Annotated in this window: 23 protein-coding genes and 1 other annotated feature; of the genes, 16 read left to right on the top strand and 7 right to left on the bottom strand. The window is 48.5% G+C overall.

Annotated features, from left to right (window positions below):
• Positions 1-55: 55 nt before the first annotated feature.
• The 9 genes from PJK55_RS06165 (at position 56) to PJK55_RS06125 (ending at position 11,327) form a co-directional block, all read left to right on the top strand.
• Complete coding sequence (locus tag PJK55_RS06165) at positions 56-1,225, top strand: AI-2E family transporter (RefSeq protein ID WP_271305118.1); 1,170 nt, start codon at positions 56-58, stop codon at positions 1,223-1,225.
• Positions 1,226-1,409: 184 nt separating this feature from the next.
• A complete protein-coding gene (hemA, locus tag PJK55_RS06160) occupies positions 1,410-2,756 on the top strand; it encodes a glutamyl-tRNA reductase (RefSeq protein ID WP_214749736.1) in 1,347 nt (448 codons plus the stop codon).
• Between the two features lie 53 nt (positions 2,757-2,809).
• The gene (gene hemC, locus PJK55_RS06155; RefSeq protein ID WP_271305117.1) at positions 2,810-3,727 is read left to right on the top strand and encodes a hydroxymethylbilane synthase; all 918 of its coding nucleotides are present in this window, start codon (positions 2,810-2,812) and stop codon (positions 3,725-3,727) included.
• A gap of 25 nt (positions 3,728-3,752) precedes the next feature.
• On the top strand, positions 3,753-4,385 hold the full coding sequence (locus PJK55_RS06150; RefSeq protein WP_271305116.1) for a uroporphyrinogen-III synthase: 633 nt from the start codon (positions 3,753-3,755) through the stop codon (positions 4,383-4,385).
• Positions 4,382-5,362: a porphobilinogen synthase gene (gene hemB / locus PJK55_RS06145; RefSeq protein WP_015881120.1), complete on the top strand. Its 981-nt coding sequence runs from the start codon at positions 4,382-4,384 to the stop codon at positions 5,360-5,362. Before PJK55_RS06150 ends, hemB begins: the two co-directional genes overlap by 4 nt.
• Complete coding sequence (hemL, locus tag PJK55_RS06140; RefSeq protein WP_031421390.1) at positions 5,359-6,663, top strand: glutamate-1-semialdehyde 2,1-aminomutase; 1,305 nt, start codon at positions 5,359-5,361, stop codon at positions 6,661-6,663. The genes hemB and hemL overlap by 4 nt, the downstream gene beginning before the upstream one ends.
• 47 nt (positions 6,664-6,710) lie before the next feature.
• Positions 6,711-6,933 (top strand) — a binding site (T-box leader).
• Positions 6,934-6,990: 57 nt separating this feature from the next.
• A complete protein-coding gene (locus PJK55_RS06135) occupies positions 6,991-9,642 on the top strand; it encodes a valine--tRNA ligase (RefSeq protein ID WP_271305115.1) in 2,652 nt (883 codons plus the stop codon).
• A gap of 94 nt (positions 9,643-9,736) precedes the next feature.
• Complete coding sequence (locus PJK55_RS06130; protein WP_271305114.1) at positions 9,737-10,489, top strand: hypothetical protein; 753 nt, start codon at positions 9,737-9,739, stop codon at positions 10,487-10,489.
• Between the two features lie 82 nt (positions 10,490-10,571).
• The gene (locus tag PJK55_RS06125; protein WP_271305113.1) at positions 10,572-11,327 is read left to right on the top strand and encodes a hypothetical protein; all 756 of its coding nucleotides are present in this window, start codon (positions 10,572-10,574) and stop codon (positions 11,325-11,327) included.
• A gap of 16 nt (positions 11,328-11,343) precedes the next feature.
• On the opposite strand, the gene PJK55_RS06120 is transcribed toward PJK55_RS06125, so the two are convergent.
• From PJK55_RS06120 to PJK55_RS06105, 4 genes are all read right to left on the bottom strand, one after another.
• Positions 11,344-11,520, bottom strand: coding sequence for a hypothetical protein (locus PJK55_RS06120; RefSeq protein WP_271305112.1), 177 nt, complete (start codon positions 11,518-11,520; stop codon positions 11,344-11,346).
• Entirely contained in the window at positions 11,517-11,711 is a 195-nt protein-coding gene (locus PJK55_RS06115) for a hypothetical protein (RefSeq protein ID WP_271305111.1), read from the bottom strand. Before PJK55_RS06115 ends, PJK55_RS06120 begins: the two co-directional genes overlap by 4 nt.
• A complete protein-coding gene (locus PJK55_RS06110) occupies positions 11,708-11,884 on the bottom strand; it encodes a hypothetical protein (RefSeq protein ID WP_158024788.1) in 177 nt (58 codons plus the stop codon). The genes PJK55_RS06115 and PJK55_RS06110 overlap by 4 nt, the downstream gene beginning before the upstream one ends.
• 89 nt (positions 11,885-11,973) lie before the next feature.
• Positions 11,974-13,410, bottom strand: a complete 1,437-nt coding sequence (locus PJK55_RS06105; RefSeq protein ID WP_271305110.1) for a protein adenylyltransferase SelO — start codon at positions 13,408-13,410, stop codon at positions 11,974-11,976.
• Between the two features lie 109 nt (positions 13,411-13,519).
• On the opposite strand from PJK55_RS06105, the gene PJK55_RS06100 reads away from it, so the two are divergent.
• The 3 genes from PJK55_RS06100 (at position 13,520) to PJK55_RS06090 (ending at position 19,356) form a co-directional block, all read left to right on the top strand.
• Positions 13,520-14,734 (top strand): bifunctional folylpolyglutamate synthase/dihydrofolate synthase, encoded by a 1,215-nt coding sequence (locus PJK55_RS06100; protein ID WP_271305109.1) that lies wholly within the window; start codon positions 13,520-13,522, stop codon positions 14,732-14,734.
• A gap of 87 nt (positions 14,735-14,821) precedes the next feature.
• Positions 14,822-18,691 carry an Ig-like domain-containing protein gene (locus PJK55_RS06095; protein ID WP_271305108.1) on the top strand — a complete coding sequence of 1,290 codons (3,870 nt, stop codon included), beginning with the start codon at positions 14,822-14,824 and terminating at the stop codon, positions 18,689-18,691.
• Complete coding sequence (locus tag PJK55_RS06090) at positions 18,691-19,356, top strand: hypothetical protein (RefSeq protein WP_271305107.1); 666 nt, start codon at positions 18,691-18,693, stop codon at positions 19,354-19,356. The genes PJK55_RS06095 and PJK55_RS06090 overlap by 1 nt, the downstream gene beginning before the upstream one ends.
• A 21-nt stretch (positions 19,357-19,377) precedes the next feature.
• Here PJK55_RS06090 and PJK55_RS06085 read toward each other — a convergent pair whose 3' ends face one another.
• Genes PJK55_RS06085 through PJK55_RS06075 form a run of 3 tightly spaced genes read right to left on the bottom strand, consistent with a single transcriptional unit; the run spans position 19,378 to position 22,008 of the window.
• Positions 19,378-21,033, bottom strand: a complete 1,656-nt coding sequence (locus PJK55_RS06085) for a hypothetical protein (RefSeq protein ID WP_271305106.1) — start codon at positions 21,031-21,033, stop codon at positions 19,378-19,380.
• Between the two features lie 17 nt (positions 21,034-21,050).
• The gene (locus tag PJK55_RS06080) at positions 21,051-21,614 is read right to left on the bottom strand and encodes a prepilin-type N-terminal cleavage/methylation domain-containing protein (protein ID WP_271305105.1); all 564 of its coding nucleotides are present in this window, start codon (positions 21,612-21,614) and stop codon (positions 21,051-21,053) included.
• The gene (locus tag PJK55_RS06075; protein ID WP_271305104.1) at positions 21,562-22,008 is read right to left on the bottom strand and encodes a type IV pilus modification PilV family protein; all 447 of its coding nucleotides are present in this window, start codon (positions 22,006-22,008) and stop codon (positions 21,562-21,564) included. The genes PJK55_RS06080 and PJK55_RS06075 overlap by 53 nt, the downstream gene beginning before the upstream one ends.
• 158 nt (positions 22,009-22,166) lie before the next feature.
• Here PJK55_RS06075 and PJK55_RS06070 point away from each other — a divergent pair, with 158 nt between their 5' ends.
• From PJK55_RS06070 to PJK55_RS06055, 4 genes are read left to right on the top strand one after another with little or no spacing between them, the layout of a single operon-like run.
• Positions 22,167-23,378 carry a G5 domain-containing protein gene (locus PJK55_RS06070; protein WP_271305103.1) on the top strand — a complete coding sequence of 404 codons (1,212 nt, stop codon included), beginning with the start codon at positions 22,167-22,169 and terminating at the stop codon, positions 23,376-23,378.
• Positions 23,375-23,659: a hypothetical protein gene (locus tag PJK55_RS06065; protein ID WP_074032840.1), complete on the top strand. Its 285-nt coding sequence runs from the start codon at positions 23,375-23,377 to the stop codon at positions 23,657-23,659. Before PJK55_RS06070 ends, PJK55_RS06065 begins: the two co-directional genes overlap by 4 nt.
• Before the next feature lie 31 nt (positions 23,660-23,690).
• A complete protein-coding gene (locus tag PJK55_RS06060) occupies positions 23,691-25,331 on the top strand; it encodes a GspE/PulE family protein (protein WP_442899494.1) in 1,641 nt (546 codons plus the stop codon).
• Positions 25,324-26,361, top strand: coding sequence for a type IV pilus twitching motility protein PilT (locus tag PJK55_RS06055; protein WP_271305101.1), 1,038 nt, complete (start codon positions 25,324-25,326; stop codon positions 26,359-26,361). Before PJK55_RS06060 ends, PJK55_RS06055 begins: the two co-directional genes overlap by 8 nt.
• Positions 26,362-26,367 lie beyond the last annotated feature (6 nt).

Raw genomic sequence — 26,367 nt, 5'->3', positions numbered from 1 at the left:
AATTATCGTATAATCATAGTTAGTACATAGTCATAATCGTAAACGAGGTGGAGAAATGCAGCGCATGTTTGAAAACAAATGGTACCGCGCCCTCTTTTGGACGCTGACCATCTTTTTAGTCATTTGGGTCGGAACAGAGATCTCATTCGTGTTTGAACCGATTCAAGTCATTTTGGCACTCGTCACGGTCCCACTCATTGTGGCCGGGCTCTTCTTTTATTTCTTGGTCGGTATCGTCGACTTTTTAGAAAAACGGTTGAAAGGGAAGAGGACTTTAGCTGTAGCGATTACGTTGATTGGTCTCGTCCTGATTTTCACACTCGTCTTCAGTATCCTCGGACCAGTGTTAGGCGAACAGATCACGTCGCTCGTCAATGCGATGCCAAGTATTGCAAAAGAGCTTCAGAAACAGGCGTTCGCTGTCCGGGACACGTTGTTACAAAATGAATTCTTGTCACGCTTCATGGCAGAGAACGATGAAATGTTCCGTAACTTGACGACGAACATCACGTCGTACTTAGGAGATTTGTTCGGGAACATCGCGTCGTCATTCGGTCAAGTCGTCGGATTCGTGACGTCGGCGGTCATCACGATCGTCGTCATCCCGTTTATGCTTCTTTACATGTTGCTTGACGGGAAGCGTCTACCGGACGCCATCGTCAAACTTTTGCCATCGAGCTACGAAAAAGAGACGCGTCACATCTTGCATGACATGCATGAGACGGTACGCAGCTATGTCAATGCGCAGTTGCTGGTCGCGTTCTTCGTCGGAATCACCTCACTCATCGGTCTATGGATTGTCGGTGTGGATTATGCTATCTTGCTCGCTCTCTTCATGATGGTGACAAATATCATCCCGTATGTCGGACCATTCTTAGGAGCTGCACCAGCAGTAGTGGTCGCGTTCATTCAAGATCCAATCAAAGTTGTATGGGTCATCGTCGTCATCATTGTCGTACAGCAGATTGAAGCAAATGTCATTTCACCCCTCATTCAAGGGAAGTCCTTGAAAGTCCACCCGCTCACGATTATCATCGTCTTGCTCGTGGCTGGGAACTTGGCCGGGATCATCGGGATGCTCATCGCCGTACCGTTCTATGCGGTCGCCAAAACAGTTGTCCAGAATATCGTTCGCATCTATAAACTAAAAGAGCGTGAACAATATTTGGACAAAGAAGAGACGGAAAGCTCTATTATTACGGATCCAAACTCACCACATTCATAAGAAGAAGGGTAGAAATGGGGTTTCGCCATTTCTACTTCTTTTTGTCACAAAAAGTTCTTATTTTATTTCAGGAAAATCAAACAGAAGATTATAGTTACCAGATAAGAACTGTTATAATGTACGGTAGAGATTGAAAAAAAGAAGAGACAACCGTCGGTGGATTTTAGATGAGGGGAAGAGATACATGCATATTGTCGTCGTTGGACTAAATAACAAGACAGCCCCTGTCGCGATTCGGGAGCAGTTCTCGTTTGGGGAGCAAGAAATCGTGGATGCGATGATTGCACTTCGCGAAGAGAAGAGCATTTTCGAGTCGGTTATTTTGTCTACGTGTAACCGGACGGAGCTGTACGTCGTGACAGATCAACTCCATACTGGACGTTATTACACGAAACGTTTCTTAGCGAACTGGTTCAATCTAGAGATGGAGCAGTTCACACCATACTTGTCGATTCGAGAAGGGGAAGAGGCGATTCGCCACTTGTTCCGTGTCACATCGGGCCTCGACTCGATGATCATCGGGGAAACACAAATTTTAGGTCAGGTGAAGACGAGTTTCTTCCGTGCTCAAGAGCATGGAACGACAGGAACGGTCTTCAACAAATTATTCAAAGAAGCGGTCACACTCGCCAAGCGCGCCCATACGGACACGCAAATTGGGGAAATGTCTGTATCGGTCAGCTCGGCTGCCGTGACGCTCGCGCAAGAGATGTACCAACAGCTCGACGATAAGCAAGTTGTCGTTGTCGGAGCCGGAGAAACGGGTGAACTGACAACACTCAACTTGTTCGAGGCTGGTGCCAAACAGATCGCCGTCTTCAACCGGACGGAGAGCAAAGCGAAAGCTGTTGCGGATAAGTTTAAAGGTCGTGCCCATTCGATTCGTGAAATCGCATGCGGCTTGCTCGATGCGGATATTTTGATCAGTTCGACCGGAGCGAAAGATGCCGTCATCGGATATGACGATGTGGCAGCGGCACAATTGTTGCGCCGTGAACGTCCACTTCTTCTCATTGACATCGCTGTGCCGCGAGATATCGATCCAGCGGTCGCGACACTTCCAGGTGTTCATTTGTTCGATGTCGATGATTTGAATGGAATCGTCAACAAGAATCTCGAAGCTCGTCTCCTCGAGGCCGAGAAGATCGAGATGAAGATCGATGAAGCGATTCAAGAGTTCCAAACATGGCTCGTCACGCTCGGTGTCGTACCAATCATGAACGAGTTACGCGCCCGTGCCCTTGATATTCAAGAAGACACGATGACGAGTCTAGAGCGCAAGCTCGACCACTTGTCGGCACGCGACAAGAAAGTTATCGGGAAGCATATGAAGTCCATCATCAACCAGATGCTTCGTGACCCGATTGACTACATTAAAGACGCAGCGGCACAACCGGACGCAAACGTTCGAATTGCCCAGTTTGTCGAGACGTTCGGACTCGATGTCGAACTGCCAGAACAGCCAGTAGACGAAGTGGAAGAAACAGATGCCACTTCTGCCAAAGCACCACTTCGCGCATTGATGCGCTAACAAGATATAAAAGGCGACGTGTGTCGCCTTTTTCTATGAAGGAGAGACTCAACATGCGAAAAATCATCGTCGGCTCACGCCGTTCCCAACTTGCCATGACTCAAACGAAATGGGTCATCGAACAATTGAAACAAGCCGGAGCACAAAATGAGTTCGAGATTAAAGAAATCGTGACGAAAGGGGATCAAATCGTCGACGTACAATTATCGAAAGTCGGCGGGAAAGGTCTATTCGTCAAAGAGATTCAACAACAGATGCTCGACGGGGACATCGACTTCGCCGTCCACAGCATGAAGGACGTTCCAGCCGAACTTCCGGAAGAACTCTATATCAGCTGCATGCCGAAACGTGTCGACGCGCGTGACGTCCTTATCTGTGAGAACGGCTACACGTTCGAGACGCTTCCGAAAGGTTCGATCGTCGGAACGAGCTCGCTCCGTCGTGGGGCACAGATCTTAGCGGCACGTCCTGACCTTGAGATTCAATGGATCCGCGGAAACATCGACACGCGTTTGAAAAAGTTGGATTCGGAGAACTACAACGCCATCTTGCTCGCGAAAGCCGGGCTCGAACGGATGGGGTGGACGGAACGTGTCGACTTCGAAGCACTTGACCCGGATGTCATGGTACCTGCTGTCGGACAAGGCGTACTCGCGATCGAGAGCCGTAAAGACGATGCAGAAGTAACGGCAGTGCTTCAGTTGTTACACGATGACGTGACGGCCAAAGCCGCGACAGCGGAACGAACTTTCTTAAAAGCCATCGAAGGAAGCTGTCACGTACCGGTCGGCGGTTACGCAACGGTCGACGGTGACGAAGTGACGCTCACGGGCCTCATCGCGTCAGTGGACGGGAAAGAAGTGCTTCGCGTGACGAAAACGTCAACGGACGGGGTCGCACTCGGAATGGACGTCGCAGAAGAATTGCTTGGACGTGGCGGGCGTGAAATCCTCGCCTCGGTCAATGAGTGACGTTTGGTACACGGGAACGAAACGAATGACCGCTTCGCAACGGGCACTGCTCGAGGCGAGCGGTCTTTCCGTTCATCATGTCCCGCTCATTCAGACGAGAGAGACGCACGTCCCACCACCCGTGGAACGATTCGATTGGCTCGTCGTCACGAGCCAGAACGCGGTGCCCGCGCTTCGAAATCTGACGCGTGACGTCAAGGTCGCTGCTGTCGGTGAGAAGACGAAGCGGGCGCTTGAAGCGGAAGGGTTTACCGTCTCGCTCATGCCGGAGACGTATACGGGTGAGGCACTCTTTGAGCAGTTACGCGATGTCGTTTCCGCCGATGAGGTCGTCTTGTTCGCGCGTGGCAATTTGGCGAACACGTCACACATGGCGATGCTCTCTCACGTGCAGGACTGGGTCGTCTACGAGACGATCCCAGTGCCGTTGACACCGGCGCAACAGCAACAACTCGAGACCGTGAAGGCACTGCTCGTCTTGAGCCCGTCGGCCGTCGAGGCGCTCACACCGCACTTGTCCCGCTTCGCCGGGACGTGGTACGCCATCGGCGAAGTGACCGAACGTGCCGTCCGACAAGTGTCGACGTTACCGGTACGAGTGCCAGAATGTTATACTATGGATGCATTAATACAGTGTGTAGGGGAGGATTTTTCATGAACCAGTTTGACCGTCACCGTCGTCTTCGCTCATCGAAGTCGATGCGTGCCCTCGTACGTGAAAATCATGTTCGGAAAGAAGATTTGATTTACCCACTCTTCATCATTGAAGGGACTAACATTAAACGTGAAGTCAGCTCGATGCCTGGCGTCTTTAATTATTCACTTGACCGACTCGAAGAAGAGATCAAAGAAATCGTCGACCTCGGTCTTCAATCCGTGCTCTTGTTCGGCGTGCCGGAACATAAAGACCCGGAAGGCAGTGAAGCGTATCATGACCACGGCATCGTCCAAGAAGCGATCCGTAAAGTGAAAGAGTGGGCGCCACAGCTCACAGTCATCGCCGATACGTGCCTATGTGAATATACGTCTACAGGTCACTGTGGCCTCGTGAAGGACGGGGACGTCGATAACGACGCATCGCTTCCACTTCACGTCCAGACGGCGATCACGCAAGCACAAGCGGGTGCCGATATCATTGCGCCGAGTTCGATGATGGACGGATTCGTCGCAGCCATCCGTGAAGGTCTCGACCAAAACGGATTCAGCCACATCCCAATCATGAGCTATGGCGTAAAATATGCGTCGGCGTATTACGGACCGTTCCGTGACGCTGCCCAATCGGCTCCTGGTGAAGGCGACCGTAAAGGGTATCAGATGGACCCGGCGAACCGTCGTGAGGCGTTCCGCGAGTCACAATCGGACGTCGAACAAGGTGCCGACTTCATGATTGTCAAACCGGCTCTCGCGTTCATGGACATCATCCGTGATATGCGCGACTCACTCGATATGCCAATCGTGGCGTATAACGTGAGCGGAGAGTACGCGATGATCAAAGCCGCGTCACTCAACGACTGGGTCGATGAAGAACGCATCGTCATGGAGACGATGGTCGGATTCAAACGTGCCGGTGCCGATCTCATCGTCACGTATTTCGCAAAAGACGTCTGTCGCTATTTGGAAGGAGACTACGCATGACATACAACCAAACGCGCTCACAAGAAGCGTTCGAACAAGCCCGCCCACTCATGCCAGGCGGTGTCAACAGTCCGGTCCGTGCCTACAAATCGGTCGGTATGACGCCGATCTTCGCCGAACGCGGTGAAGGTTCACGCGTCTATGACATCGATGGCAACGAGTATATCGATTACGTCCTCTCATGGGGACCACTCATCCTCGGTCACCGTGACCCTGTCGTCACGAAAGCGATTCAAGAGCAGGCTGAAAAAGGCTGGACGTTCGGAACGCCGACCGAGCTTGAGACGAAGATGGCAGAACTCGTCATCGACCGCGTCCCATCAATCGAGATGGTCCGCATGGTCAACTCGGGTACGGAAGCGACGATGGCGGCACTTCGCCTCGCACGCGGCTATACAGGGAAGACGAAGATTTTGAAGTTCGAAGGATGCTACCACGGACACGGCGACTCGCTTCTCATTAAAGCCGGTTCGGGTGTCGCAACACTCGGTCTCCCAGACTCACCAGGTGTACCGAAAGAGCTCGCGAGCCATACGCTCACGGTTCCTTACAACGACTTGGACGCTGTCCGCGTCGCGTTCGAGAAATACGGTGACGACCTCGCTGGTGTCATCGTCGAACCGGCAGCTGGAAACATGGGCTTCGTACCACCACAACCAGGATTCCTCGAAGGACTTCGTGAAATCACGGAACAAAATGGCGCGCTTCTCATCTTTGATGAGGTCATGACGGGCTTCCGTGTCGGGTACAACTGTGCACAAGGATACTTCGGTGTCACACCGGACCTCACGTGTCTCGGTAAGGTCATCGGTGGTGGACTTCCGGTCGGTGCTTACGGCGGGAAACGCGAAATCATGGAACAGATTGCACCGCAAGGTCCAATCTATCAAGCGGGTACGCTCTCGGGTAACCCACTCGCGATGATTGCCGGTTACACGACACTCTCGCAACTGAAGCCTGAGCACTACGCGGAGTTCGAGCGTAAGGCAGACCGTCTCGCGGAAGGTTTCACGCAAGCTGGTGAGAAATACAACATCCCGCACGACACGAACCGTGCCGGCTCGATGTTTGGTTTCTTCTTCACGAACGAGAAAGTGACGAACTTCGAAAAAGCGAAATCGGCGAACCTCGAGATGTTCCGTTCGTACTATCAGAAGATGGCAGCGCGCGGCGTATTTTTGCCACCGTCACAGTTCGAAGGATTGTTCCTTTCGACGGCGCATACGGATGAGGATATCGAGAAGACGATTGCAGCGGTCGAGGCGACGTTTAAAGAGCTTCAAGAAGAGTTTTCACTCTAATCTTGACTGCTGACGTTTCTGTCGCTACAATTATTTAACAGATATGATGAATTGCTTTGATGAGGAGTAGTACGCATCATCCATTCCTTTTTAGAGACGCGACCGCTTGGTGAAAGGTTGTGAGGGATGGACGCGGAAGTCGCCTCGGAGCTGACTTTCTGAATGGAGTAAGAAAGTTCGGTCCATCGACCGTTATTCGATTTTGAGTGCGCCACTTGTTGGCGAACTAAGGTGGTACCGCGGAAGATCACGGCTTCTTTCGTCCTTAGCGTATAGGACGAGAGAAGCCGTTTTTGTGTTCATTACAATATAGAGGAGGCGCCACACATGGCCCATGAGACAAATGAAATCACCATGCCGACGAAGTACGACCCAAGTGCGACGGAGTCAAAATGGTACGACTACTGGTTAGAGAATGATGTATTTAAAGCAGACGAGGACGATTCGAAACAACCGTACACGATCGTCATCCCACCACCGAACGTTACGGGGAAACTTCACCTCGGTCACGCTTGGGACACGACGCTCCAAGACTTGTTGACGCGCCTCAAGCGCATGCAAGGTTATGACGTGCTCTGGCTCCCAGGGATGGACCATGCCGGAATCGCGACACAGGCGAAAGTCGAACAAAAGCTCCGCGAAGAAGGCGTCATGCGTTACGACCTCGGACGTGAGAAGTTCCTCGAGAAGACGTGGGAATGGAAAGACGAGTACGCGAAGACGATTCGTGACCAATGGTCTAAACTCGGTCTCGGCCTCGACTATTCACGTGAACGCTTCACACTGGACGAAGGGCTCTCAAAAGCCGTTCAAGAAGTGTTCGTTCGCTTGTATGAGAAAGGTTTGATCTACCGTGGCGAATATATCGTCAACTGGGACCCGGCTCAAAAGACGGCAGTTTCGGATATCGAAGTTATTTACCAAGAAGTCGAGGGTGCGTTCTATCACATGAAGTATCCACTCGCTGATGGTTCAGGTCACATCGAGATCGCGACGACACGTCCTGAGACGATGCTCGGTGATACGGCGGTTGCCGTCAACCCGAAAGATGAGCGTTACACACACCTCATCGGCAAGACGATCATGCTTCCGGTCATGAACCGTGAGATTCCGATCGTTGCGGACGACTACGTCGACATGGAGTTCGGTACAGGTTGCGTGAAAATCACGCCAGCCCACGATCCGAATGACTTTGAAATCGGAAACCGTCACGAACTTCCACGTATCCTCGTCATGGACGAAGGCGGGAAGATGAACGAGAACGCGGGCATTTACGAAGGGCTTGACCGCTTCGAATGCCGCAAGCAACTCGTCAAAGACTTAGAGGCGGACGGCACACTCGTGAAGATTGAGCCGCACACGCACTCGGTCGGTCACTCAGAGCGTTCAGGCGCAGTCATCGAGCCATACCTTTCGAAGCAATGGTTCGTTGACATGGAGCCACTCTCAAAAGCGGCACTCGAAGCACAAGGAAACGACGACACGAAAGTCAACTTCGTCCCAGAACGCTTCGAAGGCACATACCTCCGTTGGATGGAGAACATCCGCGACTGGTGTATCAGCCGTCAACTTTGGTGGGGTCACCGCATCCCGGCTTGGTATCATAACGAGACAGGTGAAGTGTATGTAGGGAAAGAAGCACCAGCTGACAGCGAGAACTGGACACAAGACGAAGATGTTCTCGACACATGGTTCTCGTCAGCGCTTTGGCCGTTCTCAACGATGGGCTGGCCGGACACGGACGCACCGGACTTCAACCGTTACTTCCCGACGAGCGCGCTCGTTACGGGATACGACATCATCTTCTTCTGGGTATCGCGCATGATCTTCCAATCACTTGAGTTCACAGGGAAGCAACCGTTCAACGATGTCCTCATCCACGGTCTTATCCGTGACTCGGAAGGACGCAAGATGTCGAAATCACTCGGTAACGGCGTTGACCCGATGGAAGTCATCGACCAGTACGGAGCGGATTCACTCCGTTGGTTCCTCCTCACAGGTTCGACACCAGGGAACGACCTTCGTTTCTATTGGGAGAAGATCGAGTCGACATGGAACTTCTCGAACAAGATTTGGAACGCGAGCCGTTTCGCTCTCATGAACATGGATGGACTCAAAGTGGAAGACATCGACCTCACGGGCGAGAAGACGCTTGCTGACAAGTGGATTTTGACACGCTTGAACGATACAATCGACCAAGTGACACGCCTCGTCGACAAGTACGAGTTCGGTGAAGCTGGACGTTACCTGTACAACTTCATCTGGGAAGAGTTCTGTAACTGGTACATCGAGATGGCGAAACTCACGCTCTACGGTGAGGACGAAGCAGCGAAGCACACGACACGTTCGGTCCTCGCGCACACGCTTGATTCAATCATGCGTCTCATGCACCCGTTCATGCCGTTCCTTACAGAAGAAATTTGGCAGCACTTGCCGCACGAAGGCGATTCAATCGTTCGTGCAAGCTACCCGACGCGTCGTGACGACCTTCACTTCGCCGATTCGGTTCCAGCGTTTGAAGCTGTGATGAACGTCATCCGCTCGGTTCGTAACATCCGTGCCGAAGTGAACGCACCGATGTCAAAACCAATCCAGCTCTTCATCTCGACGAGCGACGATGCGACACAAGGTTACTTGAGCGCGAACGAAATGACGATCGGCAAGTTCACGAACGCGACAGAGCTTGAAATCGGACGTGGCCTCACGGCTCCGGATAAGTCGATGTCAGCGATCATGACAGGAGCGGAGCTCTTCATCCCGCTCGCAGACCTCATCAACTTCGAAGAGGAAATCGCCCGTCTTGAAAAAGAAGTGGCGAAGTATGAGAAAGAAGTCGAGCGCGTACAGAAGAAACTTGGAAACCAAGGCTTCATCGCCAAGGCACCGGCTCACGTCATCGACGAAGAAAAAGCAAAAGAAAAAGACTACCTCGACAAGCGTGACGCAGTCCGCGCCCGTTTGGAAGAGTTGCGTAAGTAATACATGGACCTTCTTTGGAGATTCATTCTCTGAAGAAGGTTTTTTTGTGTTTTGGTAGAATTTGGAGAGGTAGATGTAGAAAAGGGGATACGAGATGAGACGAATCGGGTTAATGTGTGTTCTTGTATTGGGGCTGACTGGATGTACGACATCAGAAGAGACAGAGGACGGTACAGTTATAGAGAAAATTGAAACGAGTGAAGAATCCCAAGCATCCACGAGTGAATGGGTGGGCACACTCATTGAAGACGTACCAAAAGGGACCGAATCGTTGACAGATGCGGTAGTTCATCAAATCACGCTTCAATATCAAGATGGATCGGAAGGCCACCTTTCCACAAAGGATGTCATCTATGAGGCGACAGTTGGAGACATTGGATTGGTTGCGATGGCTCATCCAAACCAAACGCCTTCTTTCGGCGTCTATCACTATTCACGGGACGGGGAATGGGCCATGCATGGGATGAAGCACTTTAGAATTCATGATGCTTCCGAAAAAAGAAGCCACGGTTTGTCACTCCCTGAAAATTCGATGTACACGATTGATAGTGAAATCGATGACGTAAAACGACCGGTAAAACTGTGGACATTATATGATGAGACGCAACTGGTCACCATTTTGATGACTGATGCATTCAGTGTGGGCGACGGTGAGCGGATCGATCGTCAGGCGGATGGAGTGGAGTATTATCGATTGAATCAGCCGAGCGGCAATGGAATCTACTTCATCAGTCAAGACAAACTGATTCTTGTAACAGGAAATGTCTCGGAAGATGAGCTGTTGAAGCTAACTGATTCTCTACCGGAACCTTCATCTGTGTCGTTTCCTTTCGATGATTCAGAATAAAGATCCTTTATGTACAAAAGAGATGTTGGATTGGTGCTTTGGAGAAAGTAAACATTAGCAATCATTGAAGAGGGGATATGAGATGAAGCGAATCGGGGTAATCTGTGTTCTTTTGTTGGGGCTAGCTGGGTGTACGACACCTGAAGAGACGAAGTCTGTGGAGACGGATGAGGTGGAAAAAGTAGAGCAAGTGGAAGGAATCGATGAATCACAATTTCCCAACGCAGAAGTGACAGGGACGATGATTGCCGAAGTACCACCAGGGACAGAAAAGGTCTCGGACGCGGTCGTGGCACAAATCACCCTTCAATATGAAGATGGCTCAACAAAGCAGTTGTCGAAGGATCACATTTTAACGGAGACGATGGTCGGAGGAATCGGTTTAGTTGCGATGACCGTTCCTGACCGTGCGAACCCGTTTGGCGTATTCATTCATGATGGTAAGAAGGGATGGGCGCAACGCGGAATGCAACGCTTCGGGGTACCCGAGACGTCCAATGCGTTTACGCATGGATTAGATCTTCCAGTCAAAGAGATGGAAGTCATCAGCTCTGACTACTCAGTTAACGATTGGCCTGTGAAGCTTTGGACGTTATATGATGAGACACACCTCATCAGTATCATTGAGACGGACGATTTTACTGAAATCGAAGGGGAGATATCGGATCAGCCAAAACCATACATAATGGAGCAAGCATACGGGAGCGGCTTATACTATTTATCTCAAGGTAAATTGATCATCGTAACGGGAAATATCTCGGAAGAGGAGTTGTTGAAGCTAGCTGATTCTCTACCGGAGCCTTCATCAGGATCGTTTCCTTTTCGGGATTCAGAATAATATCAAGGCCCGAGCGTCAAGAGCGACGTTCGGGTCTTGTTTGTACGAGCCACCAGACGATGACTCCAATCACCAATAGCATCGGGAGTTGAGTATACAGTGGGGTCGTGAAACCGATTCGAAACAGGTGGACGATATACGTGGAATATAGAGTCGCACCAATAACCAAGAGAGCGATATAGATGCGTTTCATGCCTCTTCCTCTTCACTCCAAAACGGCACACGGCCTGTTGTGACGTAGTATGAAGACGTGAAAAGAAGACCGATTGCCACACCGGTCAACTGTGGCTGAATCGGTTGACCGACTAAAGTTAAATATAGACTATACACGACATATGATGCTGAAGTGATGATGAGGATCAACAATGGGATCAGCTTTTTCATTTTGTGTCACTCCATTCCGACTCATTCAGATGTTTCATGTACTGGACGAACGACACGCTCAAGAAAAAGACGGGCATCGCCCAAACGATATTGCTTAAGTATGGGGCTTGCCAAAGTTCGAGTGCGAGTAAACAGGCAAATCCTAATGAGACGAGTGAGGTGAGTAAGCGCATATATAAGTACCTCCATTTTGTAATACCTTATCCTACGTTAGAAGATTGGAAAATGATTCAAAAAAACCATCTCGCGAATGCGAAATGGTTCATGTGCCACAAAACGTCTGGTACGGATACGTCCGAGTTGGACCTGCCGATACGTATTCAGACGGTTGGTCGTAGTTATAAGGGTCACGCAAAATCGTGAGTAGCGCCTCGGTTGGACCGAAGTCGCCTCGTTCTGCTGCTTGGATTGCTTTTTCGACATGATGATTTCGAGGAATGACGGCCGGGTTGTATTGGCGCATGTTTCGACTTACGTCCTCGTCTGGTAGACCTTGTTCGCTTAGGCGTTTTTGCCAAGCGTCAAGCCACGCCTTCCCATCTTCCCGAGTTGCGAATGGAAGTGATTCGATCTCACCGAGCGTCAACGAGCGAAACGTATTTGTATAATCTGCCTCTGTCTCCATCATCAAGCGGAGCAATTCATCGGTTAGTGCATCGTCACCGTCTTTTCGGACGTATATGCCGATTTTGTGCGCGAGTCCGGTAAAGTAGGCTTCTTTATATAGCTCCGTATAGCGGGTGAGTTGTTTGTTTGCTACATCGACTGCCTCTTCTTTCGTCTCCCCAAGGAGCGGCAGCAATGTCTCCGCGAGTCGGGCAAGGTTCCAAGACCCGATGTACGGTTGATTTTCGTAGGCGTAGCGCCCTTCCCGGTCGATTGAGCTGAAGACGGTCTCCGGGTGATACGTATCCATGAACGCACACGGTCCGTAATCGAGACCTTCTCCACTGATGAACATATTGTCCGTATTCATCACGCCGTGAATGAACCCGACGAGTTGCCAGTTAGCGATGAGTCTCGCCTGTCTTTCGACGACGCGTCCGAGAAACTGTTCGTAGCGATCGGGTGCATCAATCAAGTCTGGGAAGTGACGTTTGATCGCAAATTCCGCGAGCGCGATGACGTCATCGATGGAGCCGGCACCTGCCGCGAATTGGAATGTCCCGACACGCAAGTGACTCGAGGCGACCCGGGTCAGGATGGCTCCATGTTTTGGACCTTGACGCATGATGGCTTCCCCGGTCTGAACGACGGCGAGTGCTCGGTTCGTCGGGATACCGAGTGCGTGCATCGCCTCGCTGATAATGAATTCCCGTACCATCGGCCCGAGTGCGGCCCGTCCGTCGCCACCTCTCGAGTACTCCGTCGGTCCAGAGCCTTTCAGTTGCACATCGACACGTCTCCCGCTCGGGGTCACGTGCTCCCCAAGCATGAGGGCCCGTCCGTCTCCGAGCATCGTCAAGTTGCCGAATTGATGTCCGGCGTAGGCTTGCGAGAACGACGTCTCGGTTTGACGATTGCCTGCAAGTAAATCGATGTCTTGTTTGAGTGTTTGTGCATCAAGCCCGAGTGAAGCGGCTAATGTATCGTTAAACAAGACAAGTGTTGGATTGTCGACCGGATGGATGGGTCCACGGTCGTAAAAGATGTCACGTAGTTCGAGGTACGTCGCCTCGAAGTTCCAGTCAGTTGTCATGGCGCATGCCTCCTTCTTCGCTTCGAGTATAGCACAGACTGTTTTCCATAACGGCTGTCGTGAATTTTGATAAGATGAAACAGAAGTGTAAACAGTAGGAGTGTGGAAGATGAAGACGAGACAAGATGTATTCGATTGGTTGAGTGGACAGCTTCGCTTCGGGATCAAACCGGGTCTCGAGCGGATGAACTGGATGATTGAGAAATTAGGATTAGAAGAACGTCCATCCATTCATGTGGCAGGGACGAACGGAAAAGGGTCGACCGTGGCATTTTTACGGGCGATGGCGATGGAGAATGGATTATCCGTCGGAACGTTCACGTCACCTTATATCATTCAGTTCGAGGAGCGGATCATGTTGAACGGGGAACCTATTCAAGAGGGCGCGCTCGTCGACGTGGCGAACCGTGTCAAAGCGTGTGCGGACACGGCACCGGAAACGTTGACGGAGTTTGAACTGTTGACGATGATGGCATGGTGCTATTTTGATGACACACGTCCTGATGTAATCATGTGGGAAGTCGGTCTCGGGGGACGACTGGACTCGACGAACGTGTTGACACATCCCCTTGCGACCATCGTGACATCGATTGGTCATGACCACCAAGGGATTCTCGGCGATACGCTTGAAGAGATTGCGATGGAGAAGTACGGCATCATGAAGCGTGACGTGCCGATGTTCCATAGTGTCGGTGAGGAAGAGTTGATTGAGCTGTTGCTTCAAAAAGGTGAAGATGTAGGTGCTTCGATTCATGATGTACGAACGCTTGTGACAGAAATCGAGGACGGGGCTGGGACTGCCGTTACATATGAGGGTATGCCACCTGTCGTGCTCGGGTTGACGGGTCATCATCAAGCTTATAACGGGGCATGTGCCGTCGCCGTAGCGCGTCATCTCGGTTGGAAGGAAGAAGCAATCCGGTCTGGTCTTGAGCGGGCACAACATCCGGGACGATATGAACTCGTCTCCAAACGACCACGAGTGATCTTGGACGGGGCACATAATCAGGAAGGCATCGAGGCATTGGTTGTGCAAGCTAAACAAGAGACAGATGTGACAGTCCTGACGGCGATTTTAGCGGACAAGGACCGTGACACGATGGTTCACGCGCTTCAAGAGATTGGCGACGTGTACGAGACGACGTTTGATTTTCCACGTGCGAGAACGAGAGATCATCTTGAAAGAGATGGAGCACGCTTCGTTGAATGGAAAGAATGGCTAAACGATTGGATGGAAGCACCGATAAGCGGGACGCTGATTGTGACCGGGTCTCTGTATTTCATCAGTGAAGTAAGAACTCATTTCCAAAGTTTGAAAAAATAAGGTTGTGTTCAGACGAATGAAAGAGTATGAATGAATATGAGAACGTATGTCAAAAATCATTCGAAACTTCCAAGGAGGAAACGCAGCATGGTCAGTCAACGTAGATTGAAACGACCCGTGACGGCATTCGTCGCCATCGTCTTTATCACATCACTCCTCATCACAACTTTATTTGAGATGTATTCAACCGTATCGGCGAATGCGCCGGTCAAACCAGTGATTTTGGAAGTGACGGACATTCCAAAACAAGTGAACGGAAAAGTCGATGGGATTAGTGTCGGCAGTGATTTTGACGTTCAAAAAATGTCGATGAAACAATTCAATGCGTTACGATATGATCTACTTGGACGTTATGATGCTATCGTTTTTTCTCCTTCTGGGGCTGCAAATGGTAAAAAATATAATCCAGAGCAAGTTATATACGATTATCAGAAACCTTCTGGTGATAATAGCACTCCTTATGATGAATCGAGTAATAAATACAAAGAATACATAGAATCTTTGTATGCTACAAAGGAAAAAGATAACGACTTAACGACGTTACGTGTAAACGATTTATTAAAATTGATGAAGGCTGGAATCCCAGTGTGGATTCATGCAGATGCCTTCTCGCCTTTAACTGGTCAATCTATAGTCAGAAACTTTGAATCACTTAAAAGTGAAGAAAAATTGAAGGTATTTGATCAAACAAGTACTGCTTCTAACGAAATCAAGCAATTTTTCCAACAAAGACAGATGACGAAACTTGAAGAAGTCACAGTCAAACAGGAAGGGAAACTGTTGACGAATCAGGTGTCAATCACAAACGCCGGTAACTTTGCTGTTCGTGGAAAAGCGATTGATTTTTCCTATTCGTTAAATGCAACTCCATCGAGTGGGGCAACGGTTGAACTTTATATCGACTTTGATAGTAATGACCGATTTTCTTTAGAAGAAAAGGTCATGACTGTCCCGGCTAAATCAACTGATACGCTTTCTTATACGATTGATGCACCGAGTTACACAAGCCCTCGCTACTGGAAAGTCATTGTAAAGGATGAGGCAAACCAGACTTACCATTATCGAACGGGACGATTTTTATTAAAAGATGAACTGGCAAAAGCGAAAATTTTACAAGTAACAGCTTTTGAAAATGATGGAAGTAATTTATTTAAGACGTTTGATGGAAATATGGACAACAATGTAGGCGAAACTAGCAAGAATATGCTGAACGAGAGTGGACTCTATAATTTTGATTTGGAGATTACAGACCTAAAGAGCTTTGAAAGTAAAATAGAAAAAGCCGACAAACAATCTTCGAACTATGATCCGGCAATTGAAAAGTGGTTCTATGAGAAGGATTTAATTATCTTTGGATTCAAAGATTCATTTGGACGTTTAGACTACGATGGAAAGTTAAAAAATGATTCGAAAGATGCTGCCGTAATTTCGAATACAACGAAAGCTCTACAAGAATTTATATCACGTGGACAAGGTGTGATGTTTTCACACGATATGCTTTACCGTTTACCAGGTAAAAGCGGATATAAAGAAGATTCCACTAGCCAGCGCGAATGGGAAACGGCATTTGGAAAAGACTTTGCCATTAAAAATTTGATCAACTTTGGGAAACGTGGTGTATATACGACTACAAAAGTTGAGCAGATTGCAACAGGTTTGTTCACGGAATATCCTTATGATTTGCCAGCTAAATCATCAAATAATATGGTCTCACAAACGCATAGCCAATATTTCTCGCTAGATTTAGCGAATGAGGATTTGACGGTTTGGTATAACTTGTCAAGTGACAAACATACAACCGGGGATGCTGCACACCACTATTATATGTATACGGTAAATAATTTGACTTATACTGGTGCCGGTCATCAGACGACTTTTCCACAAACACCAGAAAAGCAGATTTTTGTGAACACCATGTTCCGCGCCTTCATCGGATCTAACCACGCCCCTAAAATTGAGGTGCTTTCTCCGCCAGTCGAGAATGACGTAAGATCTATTTATGATGTAGAGCCACTTTATTTAGCTTGGAACTCAATCGATTACGATTTTAAAGACCGGAGCTTACAAACCCGTGTTGTAATTGATGGGAAACAAGTTTTTCCACAATCAATCTCATCTGAGCCATCCTATCAAACGGTGAAGAATAATGAAGTACAAAGCCTATTCCACCAACATAATATTAAGGGAGATGGAACACTTCGAGTAGAGATTGAAACAAAAGATAGCGGTGGGGCTGTAACCACTGAAAAATTCGATGTAAAAGTCAAACCTTCTAAAGAAGCTGTTCACGTATCACGAACTATCTCTCCTACGATTGTAGAAGTGGATCAAAAAGCTACACTCACATATGATGTGTCGACCAAGAAGCCTGATATTTCTCGACCGAACGAAAAGTCCTATAAGAGCAAAACGTGGGAAATTCAAGTGAACGAAGTCGTACCTGCGGGATATACTTTATCAGACACTCAACCGAGTGGATGGTCCATTGATACTGATCGGAATGTAGTCTCAGCGAAGCTTCGCAAAATTGATGAGGATCGACTTGAAATTTATGATGAATCCCAAAAAAGTTGGATCCCATTTGAAGGAAATAACACAATTCAATTAATCGCGAAAACGATTGGGGACTATGAGTTTTCACAAGGGACATACACGTATACATTCATTGGAGATCATGCCTCGAACAATAATGCTAACGGTAAAGACATTGTTCAAAAAGGAGAAGGAAAGTTAACTGAGCTACGTACTTCGATTATGGAAAAACAAATTAAATCTATTCAATTGAATGGACCGATTGAACTCGAAGTTGGCGATACGGTTCAACTTGTTCCAATTATTCAACCGGATTCAGGTAAAAAGTTGAACTTGGTTTGGGACAGTTCAGCGAAAGAGGTAGCGACCGTGGCGTCAAGCTATGTAGACAACAGTGGGATTTTAACTGGTTTGACTCCAGGAAGTACAAAAGTGAAAGTGAGTTATACAAAAGGAAATCAAACCGTTGTCTCCAATGAAATCGATGTAATTGTCATCGACCCTGTAAAAAACTTTAAAGTGAATTCGCTTGAACTATTAGTCGGACAAAGCGGGACATTGAAACCGACTGTTGAGTCTAAAACTGAAAAATACCAGAATTATTCCTTTGAATTTGTGGAAGGCAGTGACTTGGTGACAACCCAACTAAATTCAAAACAAGTCAATGTTGTTGCCAAAAAGCCTGGAACGGCAAAAGTGAAAGTGTCACTCATTAATCAACCGATTGGTCGAACGATTGCACCGATTTTTACGACTGTGAAGATTTCACTTCCAACCATGACGTTGACGCCGAGAACTGATGACCTTTGGGTCTATCAAAAAACGAAGGAAGTAGACGGGGAACTCATCTCAGAGATGGTAAGAGAGCGTCTGACCTTGAACTTGAACCAAAATACAGATCAGCCACTCCCGATTGTCTGGTCGATAGCGAACCAAAACCCAGCGATTCAGTTTGTTGGTAGTCCGACTTCGGAACGGGTTGAAGTACAAGCTATCCAAGGAACATATCCAAACGTAGGACCGATTCTTGTAACCGGTGCCTTCCGTGACTTTAGTGACCAGTTCGTCAGTTCACAGATTACGGTAAAAGAATACCCACAACGTATCGTCTCTCCAAACGTAGAACTATATGTTGAAAATTCACCATTTGTCTACGCGCCACAGTTTTATCCTTCGACCTCGACCGTGCGTGGTTATGGTATGCGGGTCGTCCAAGGGAATGATGTAGTAGAAGTAGTGGACAACACGAAATTAAAATTGAAAAAGCCAGGGCTTGCAAAAGTTCAAGTGGCGACAGAAGATGTTAGTCGATACTTTGAAGCTGGGGAAGGTCCAGAGGTTGTGTATTCTGAATTTTATGTGCGTGTGAAAGAAGGCTCAGATCCGAACCCAGAATCTCCAAATGATGCAGGTGATTATTACTAATGAGTTCGAAAAAAAAGAAATGGATTGGTATAGGAGTTACAGTGGTGTTATTAAGCATCACTGTAACGTTCGTTTATATTCATTTGCAAAAACAAGCGTTAGAAGAAGCGATTGTGTCATTTGATCAACAACAAGTCAAACACATTCTTGATAGTCCATTCATCCAAGCTGAAGCACAGTGGATGGAGCTCGCTCACTATTATCACAACACCGCTTCTGTCATTACGTTGTATGAAGCTGGTTTGTCATTAGAATCTGAAGATTGGATCAATATCGCTGATACTTCTTCTGTAGACGAATTTCAACAGATGATTGAGTTAGGTGCGCCTCTTGATGTGGAGCAGAACGGTCGCTTGTTGATAGAAGGTTTATATGGAATGAGCGATGACCCTGAAAAATGGCACATTGCGCATGAGCGATTGCCTTCTGCTTATTGGGGAGAACATCCCCAGTTGTTGCAAGTTATGGTGGTGGAAGGGAACGCGAATGCTTTTGAAGATATGATTCGTCGGATGGAACCGGGAGACATTCCTTATGATGAAATTGTTCCACTGATTTTACGTGCCTATCAACCTCATTTATTAACGGTGCTACTTGAAAAAGGATATACCTTAACGAGTCAAGACCTTGCATATGCAAAAGAGTTAAACGTTCAAATAAAATAAGCGAGAGGCTCAGCCTCTCGCTTATTTTATTTGAACAGGATGACTGACAAAGAACTGGAGCTGATTCGTGATTGGTAGTGTTTCAAGCTGATTAAACACGGCATCGTTATAGGTCAGTTTTAATCTCGAATCGGCAGCACCCTGAGCAGGGGAGTAATTCGCATTGTCAAAATATTCTTTTGGACTTAAACCTTCTGCAACTGCAAATTTCCCACGAAATACGTTCACTTCTAGCGGTCCTTTACTGTAAAGACCTCCGTTGATTTCAAGGATGGAACCGACCGCATAGACCTTTGTCACTTCTTCAGAGTCACTATACATAAACGCCTGAAGCGTCGTCGGCGTGTTATCAAATTCGTTGATCCGATTCAATAAAATCTTCCCCTTCGATAAGAGGATGAGTGAGTTTCCTTTCTCTTCATCAATCGGAAGAATGTTGGCACGGTCGATGAACGTATCGCCGAGTGTATACACGGTCGAGTTAAACGATACGTTTCCTCGAATCGTTAAGTTCCCTCTTACAATTAACGGTCGCGCAATCGTTAGTTCATCAATCGATTCAATCACGACGTCCCCATCAAAAAGAAGAGGCGCATTTGATTCCGTGATGGATTCGGTGACGTACATGGGGCGATCGAGGATGAGATCAGGTCGTTTTAATATAGTCGGTTCCGATAAACGATTGTATGCATCTGCATTCAAGTATGGCGTCGGACGATCGATAATAGATGCCCCATCTTCCGATAAAATCCGTTCGAGTTCAAATACGTCATCTGTCGAAGCGATCAACCCATCTTCAAAAATTTTAGATTCTATGTTCCTTGTATACGCGAGCTTCGGATCGAGACTTCGGTTCAAAAACTCGATAATCGAATAGTCATATTGGAACGGTGAGAAACTACTCGGAGAAACGCCCACATCGGCCTTCTCGCCAGCTTCTTCGTCTCCGGCAGTGAAATAGTTTTCCTGTTGGCAACTTGTACAACTTCCTTGATTGGATAAATCGATTCGACCATCTAAATGGAACCGACTGGAGTTCAAATTTTCAATCGTAAGTCGCTCAGAACCAAGTTGATAATTGGCATCTCGATTAAACGTTAGCGGTCCGTTCGAATACATATTTCCTTTGACTGTCGGCATACCGTTCACGTTTAACTGTTCGTCAGACCCGAGGACGTAATACAGGAAGGACGGGAGTGCCGTCAAATACAGGTCTTGTGTATATTCGACCGAAAGCTCAGGCTGTTCTGGATTTACTTGTCGAGACGCCGTGACGTTCACTTGCAAGATGGTGGTGAACGGTGCCGTCTGTACCTCGGTATCCGTCGAATCTCGCTTCAGTTCAATCGAGTAACGGACTTCGCTATCTGTTGTCAACGCAGTGAAAGGTTCATCGCTGACAATGAGTGATTGTACTTTGCTATTAAAAGCGGCTTCCGATTCCATATGATCCGGGAGCTCCATATCGCCATGAAGCGGGAACTGGGTCCGAACCTCATCGGCAATGAGTCGAAGTGCACTTTTCGCGTCTTCATTCAATTGTGTGTCTTCCGTCCGGATGACTGTCAGTTTATTTGTCGCCAAGTTCACTTGCATGGCAGCAAGCGACAGAACGGCAAGAGCTGCCATCGTTACGAGCACGAGCACGAGGACGTAACCGTCTTCACGTTTTCGCATCAACATACCTCCTTTCCTTAAAATGGGATTGAACTTTTGAACGTGGTCACCGAATCCGGATCATTCGTCTGAACCAAGTCCATTTCGATTTCAATCAGCCCCCCCGTCATATAGGTCGGGCGTCGCGAATCAAAGACAGGTTCCTCTAATTTAATGGTCATCCGTTCCACAATGATCTGCGGATTAGATGGAGTGAACGAATCGGGAGACAGAACCAACTCTGTCGGAACGTACCCCGCCTCCCGATAAATCATTCCGGCATCCGAGATACCAGGTGTGGACAACCGATAAAATTGGAATGACCCGTCGATTTCCGTCACCGCGTCAAATTCAGTTCGGTTCACGTCAGAGAGAACGGACGCAATCAAATAGTCCGCCTCACTCCGAAGTTCACTCGTTTCATTCGTCATCTGAAAACCGAGCGTTCCCGTGATGAAGGCTGTGATGATAACCCCGCTTAAAATCGAGGCAACGACGACCGTGACGAGCAACTCGACGAGCGTGAAGCCGTCTTCACGCTTTGTTTGATCAGTTAGTTGTCGGTACAGCCGTTTCAGGGAACGGTTCGCGTAATGTCGCATTCGATATGACTCCTTTCAAGGTCACGGGGGTTTGTAACCGATCCGTTGTAACCGAAATTTTGACCTCGATGGTGTGTCTCGGTTCTGGAGATAAGGACTCAATCGTCGCGACATACGTATCCCCATGAATTCGTGTATCTTTACAAAAATCGCACGTTCCGTCCTGATTTATCAATTGACTCAATTTGAGCGGTTCCTTGATTGTTGCGGCGCGACGGTTCAATGTATGTAACGTATTTTGTGCCACTTGGTTGGCGATTGTCTGGTTTAGACTGTCGTGGGTCGTCTTCAGACTTTGAGTGAAAATCGTGAGTAAGGAAAATGAGACAATCGAGAGGACGACGATGGAGACGAGTACTTCGATGAGCGTGAACCCTTTTTCGGAATCTGACAAAACATTGACCTCCTATTCAAAAAAAGTAAAACTTTCGGAAAATAACGTATGAAATACTGAATAAAATGTTATTTTTTGTACAATACATATTATACTAAAGTTACACACTGAACGGATACATAGAATAGAAGACATATGAAACATAGGGGGATTTTTACATGAAGCGGTATGGGATGCATCTTTTCATTTTGATCGGACTCGTCATGCTCGTGACGCTACCGACCATCGGACTCGTCAATTACTTAGATGCGTCCGCCGAGTCAAGTACTACATATACAGAAACAACCGTCGCAGGCATCGATGTTTCCGGGATGACGAATGAAGAGGCTGACGTTCGTCTCGATAACGCCATCAAAGATTTCAACACGATGCCGTTTTCGGTCAATCTGATGGACGGGACCGTCATTGAAATCGGAAAAGAAGTCGTGACGTTCGATGTACCGAACACGCTCGATTCCATCACAGATGAGGGCGAATATCCATTGTTGACCGCAATCGATGAGTCAAAAGTCGAACCATATCTCGAAAGTCAACCTGTGACGATGACGATGATTGCCCCGGCATTGATGGAAGCGGCATCGATGCTTGAGTCAACGTTCGCATTGGAACAAGTCGCGGCAGAGAGTGAAGTCGTTGCTTCATTTACCGTGAGCCCGACTCCGGCGATGCAGTCCACGCTTGACCGAATGAACGGATTCGAGATGGCAGCAGGTGATATCTTTAGTCTCAAATCGTTCGGGGAAGACTTTGAGGCGCTCACGACGCTCGGCTCTTCGTTTTATCGCATGTTCGCTGCCACACCGTTCGCCATCCTTGAACGTGTGCCGCATGAGACGCTCCCGTCTGGTGTCGAACTCGGATATGACACGAAAGTGGACGCCCGTTCGAACTTTGCGGTGCAAAACCGTGAGAAGTCATCATACGCCATTCTCGTTATGAATGAAGGGAATGCGGTGACAGTCCAATTACTCGGGCAACCGTTTGAATCGGCTTACGAGGCGCGAGTGGAAGAAGTGACTTCGGTTCCTTATCAAAAAGTCGTCCGTTTCTCTTCGTCACTTCCGTCAGGCAGCTCATCGGTCACACAATCTGGACAATCTGGCCAGTCAGGTAAGTTGTACCGTGTCAAAGTGACGGAAGAAGGAGAAACGATGGAATTGCTCGGATTTGATTTTTATGCCCCGACACCGGAAATCGTTACGAAGAGCTCGGTCCCACCTCCGCCACCTGAACCGGTCGAACCGGTCATTCCAACATTCCCGGATGAAGAGGTGGAAGAAGACCCGACTTTTGACGATGAACTAAATGACGACTTTGAAGAACCGCCCGTATTTGAAGAAGACCCTGCAGATCAGGAGGCAGTCGGATGATTGGTTATATGATTTTACTTGGTTTTTGGGTATTGGCCACATTGACGTTATTCGCCTTGTCTGTCCCATCGATGAAGAAGCGTGAAACGAAATTACTCATCAGTGTCTGGACAGCACTTCTTTCAGCAGGAATTTACTACATGGTGACGGAGTCGTTGACGCAGGCATGGTGGGCGTGGTTCCTACTCGTTGTCATATTGATTGGTGGAGTGACGGCTAGTACTTTCGTCGAAGAGAGGGAAGTCGAGCAAGAGGAGGCTCCTCAAAGGATGGTGAAGTAACGTGAGACGAACGAAACGAAGACTCGGCGAGATGCTCATCGAGGCCGGACTCATTACGACGAGTCAGCTCGATGAAGCGCTCGAACAAAAACGCCCCGGTGAAAAACTGGGGGATACACTTATTCGGTTGAACCACATTACCGAAACGCAATTAATTCAGATGATTCATGAACAACTGCATGTGCCGATTATCGAGCTGTATGCTCAGGATATCAACGTGACGGTCACGAAGCTCGTGCCGAAAGCATTGGCACAAAAACATGACGTCATGCCATATCAATTGATTGGAAACACGCTTCATATTGCGACGGCCGATCCGCTCGATTTGATTGCGATCGATGATGTCCGTCTGCAGACTGGGATGAATATCGAGATTGGTATTTCGACACGTGAACAAATTCGGAAGACAATCAGTCGTTATTATGAGATGGATCATTCGCTCGTCGAGATTTTAAAAGAAGATGCACCGGAGATGAATCAACAAGAAACGATGAATCGGGACGATGCCCCGATCATTCGCCTCGTGAACCAAATCTTCTTGAGTGCAATCGATCAACGAGCATCAGATATTCATTTCGACCCACATGAGAAACAACTTCACGTCCGGTTCCGGATTGATGGAGATTTGCGTACGGAAACAATTTATCCGAAAAAGATACAGAGCGTGATGCTGACGCGCATTAAAGTCATGAGTAACCTCGACATCACGGAAAGTCGTCTTCCACAAGATGGACGGATCAAGTATACGTTACGCAATCGTGCGTATGACTTCCGTGTCTCGACGCTTCCAACGATGTATGGGGAGAAGATTGTTATTCGAGTGCTTGATTCGTCGCAAGGGCTGACAGATTTGACGAAGCTAGGGTTTGGGGAACGAAACGAGCAAGCATATCGTGAAATGCTCAAACGTCCGAACGGCATTATTCTCATCACCGGTCCGACCGGTTCAGGGAAGTCGTCGACTCTATATGCCTCACTAGTAGAGTTGAATGACGAGACGAAAAACATCATCACGGTAGAAGACCCGGTCGAGTATCAGCTCGATGGGATCAACCAAGTCCAGGTCAACTCGAAAGTCGGCTTGACGTTCGCATCTGGACTTCGCTCGATTTTACGACAAGACCCGAACATCGTCATGGTCGGGGAGATTCGAGACACGGAAACAGCGGAGATTGCCATTCGGGCCTCACTTACGGGACACCTCGTCCTATCGACACTACATACAAACTCGGCCATCAGTTCCATCACCCGTCTCGTCGATATGGGTGTCGAACCGTTCCTCGTCGCCGCTTCGACGACCGGACTTGTCGCGCAACGTCTCGTCCGACGCGTCTGCCGCGACTGTGGTCAGGCAGAACCGGTCTCAAAAAGTGAACAGCGTCTCTTCGAGGCAGAAGGCGTTCGTATTGATCAGGTTGTACGCGGGAAAGGGTGTTCATCTTGTAACTCGACAGGCTACCGAGGGCGTCTTGCCATTCATGAAGTGATTCCAATCAACGAAGGGTTACGACGGATGATCATGAACCAGGCGACCGAGTCCGAGATGGTGGAGTACGCGAAGTCACAAGGGGCGACCTTCTTACTGGCTGACGGATTAGAAAAAGTCGCAGCCGGGTTGACGACGACGGAAGAAATATTACGAACGGTCATTACGGAGAGTGCTTATGATTAATCAATCGATTGAAGTCATCTTGACGAATGCGGTCGAGCGACGCGCCTCAGATATTCATTTGACGGCGGGTTCGCCACCAATCATTCGGGTAGACGGGAGTCTCATCACGATGGGCGAGGAGAAAGTGCTACCCCATCATCTCGAAGCATTTTTAAAAGAAATTATGACGGATGATATGCGCGACCGTCTTGAACATGAGCGCGATCTCGACTTCTCGTTTGGGGTGCCACGTGTCTCGCGGTTCCGTGTCAACGCCTATTATCAACGGGGAACGATTGCGATTGCATTCCGTTCGATTTCCGGGGAAATCCCGACGCTGAATGAACTCAATCTGCCAACGGTTTTGAAGCGGTTGATTGAGAAGCCGCATGGTCTCATCCTCGTGACGGGACCGACCGGGTCTGGGAAATCGACGACACTTGCGGCCATGATTCACGAGATCAATCGGACGCAACGGAAGCGGATCATCACATTAGAAGATCCGATCGAGTATTTGCATTCCCACGACCAAAGCATCGTCGATCAGCGGGAAATCGGCTCAGACGTCATGAAGTTCGTGAGCGGTCTACGAGCGGCTTTGCGCCAAGACCCGGATGTCATTTTGCTCGGGGAGATGCGTGATTTAGAAACGATTTCGACGGCGATGACAGCAGCCGAGACGGGGCACCTCGTCATGGCGACGCTCCACACATCGAGTGCGATGTCGACCGTGAGCCGAATCATCGATGCGTTCCCGGCCGAGCAGCAAGATCAAATCCGGACGCAGCTCGCGAACGTTTTGCTCGGGGTCGTCAGTCAACGATTGTTTCCACGAATCGATGTGCCGAAAGGTCGTGTCGCCGCGATGGAAATCATGCTAGGGAACCCAGCGGTCGCCAACTTGATTCGAAACGAAAAAGAGTTCCAGCTTCCGACCGTCATCCAGACGAGTCGCCAGCATGGTATGCAGTCGATGGATGCCGCGATTGAACAGCTCGTACGGCAAGGGATCATCAATCCGAACGCCGTCCCGACAGAAGAGATGAGGTGATGAGTG

The sequence above is a fragment of the Exiguobacterium sp. MMG028 genome, from assembly GCF_027947425.1.
GTDB classification, from domain to species: Bacteria; Bacillota; Bacilli; order Exiguobacteriales; family Exiguobacteriaceae; genus Exiguobacterium; species Exiguobacterium aestuarii_A.
The sequence above is the reverse complement of the archived record's forward strand: the minus strand, read 5'-3'. Positions and strand labels throughout refer to the sequence as shown.

What these genes read in the sequence shown, in the direction of transcription:
- PJK55_RS06165 (WP_271305118.1), top strand. Translation starts at nt 56, where the DNA reads ATGCAGCGCATGTTTGAAAACAAATGGTACCGCGCCCTCTTTTGGACG.
- hemB (WP_015881120.1), top strand. Translation starts at nt 4,382, where the DNA reads ATGAACCAGTTTGACCGTCACCGTCGTCTTCGCTCATCGAAGTCGATG.
- PJK55_RS06120 (WP_271305112.1), bottom strand. Translation starts at nt 11,520, where the DNA reads ATGAAACGCATCTATATCGCTCTCTTGGTTATTGGTGCGACTCTATAT.
- PJK55_RS06105 (WP_271305110.1), bottom strand. Translation starts at nt 13,410, where the DNA reads ATGACAACTGACTGGAACTTCGAGGCGACGTACCTCGAACTACGTGAC.
- PJK55_RS06115 (WP_271305111.1), bottom strand. Translation starts at nt 11,711, where the DNA reads ATGAAAAAGCTGATCCCATTGTTGATCCTCATCATCACTTCAGCATCA.
- PJK55_RS06130 (WP_271305114.1), top strand. Translation starts at nt 9,737, where the DNA reads ATGAGACGAATCGGGTTAATGTGTGTTCTTGTATTGGGGCTGACTGGA.
- PJK55_RS06135 (WP_271305115.1), top strand. Translation starts at nt 6,991, where the DNA reads ATGGCCCATGAGACAAATGAAATCACCATGCCGACGAAGTACGACCCA.
- PJK55_RS06100 (WP_271305109.1), top strand. Translation starts at nt 13,520, where the DNA reads ATGAAGACGAGACAAGATGTATTCGATTGGTTGAGTGGACAGCTTCGC.
- PJK55_RS06085 (WP_271305106.1), bottom strand. Translation starts at nt 21,033, where the DNA reads ATGCGAAAACGTGAAGACGGTTACGTCCTCGTGCTCGTGCTCGTAACG.
- PJK55_RS06095 (WP_271305108.1), top strand. Translation starts at nt 14,822, where the DNA reads ATGGTCAGTCAACGTAGATTGAAACGACCCGTGACGGCATTCGTCGCC.
- PJK55_RS06070 (WP_271305103.1), top strand. Translation starts at nt 22,167, where the DNA reads ATGAAGCGGTATGGGATGCATCTTTTCATTTTGATCGGACTCGTCATG.
- PJK55_RS06060 (WP_442899494.1), top strand. Translation starts at nt 23,691, where the DNA reads ATGCTCATCGAGGCCGGACTCATTACGACGAGTCAGCTCGATGAAGCG.
- PJK55_RS06065 (WP_074032840.1), top strand. Translation starts at nt 23,375, where the DNA reads ATGATTGGTTATATGATTTTACTTGGTTTTTGGGTATTGGCCACATTG.
- PJK55_RS06150 (WP_271305116.1), top strand. Translation starts at nt 3,753, where the DNA reads ATGACCGCTTCGCAACGGGCACTGCTCGAGGCGAGCGGTCTTTCCGTT.
- hemL (WP_031421390.1), top strand. Translation starts at nt 5,359, where the DNA reads ATGACATACAACCAAACGCGCTCACAAGAAGCGTTCGAACAAGCCCGC.
- PJK55_RS06110 (WP_158024788.1), bottom strand. Translation starts at nt 11,884, where the DNA reads ATGCGCTTACTCACCTCACTCGTCTCATTAGGATTTGCCTGTTTACTC.
- hemA (WP_214749736.1), top strand. Translation starts at nt 1,410, where the DNA reads ATGCATATTGTCGTCGTTGGACTAAATAACAAGACAGCCCCTGTCGCG.
- hemC (WP_271305117.1), top strand. Translation starts at nt 2,810, where the DNA reads ATGCGAAAAATCATCGTCGGCTCACGCCGTTCCCAACTTGCCATGACT.
- PJK55_RS06090 (WP_271305107.1), top strand. Translation starts at nt 18,691, where the DNA reads ATGAGTTCGAAAAAAAAGAAATGGATTGGTATAGGAGTTACAGTGGTG.
- PJK55_RS06080 (WP_271305105.1), bottom strand. Translation starts at nt 21,614, where the DNA reads ATGCGACATTACGCGAACCGTTCCCTGAAACGGCTGTACCGACAACTA.
- PJK55_RS06055 (WP_271305101.1), top strand. Translation starts at nt 25,324, where the DNA reads ATGATTAATCAATCGATTGAAGTCATCTTGACGAATGCGGTCGAGCGA.
- PJK55_RS06125 (WP_271305113.1), top strand. Translation starts at nt 10,572, where the DNA reads ATGAAGCGAATCGGGGTAATCTGTGTTCTTTTGTTGGGGCTAGCTGGG.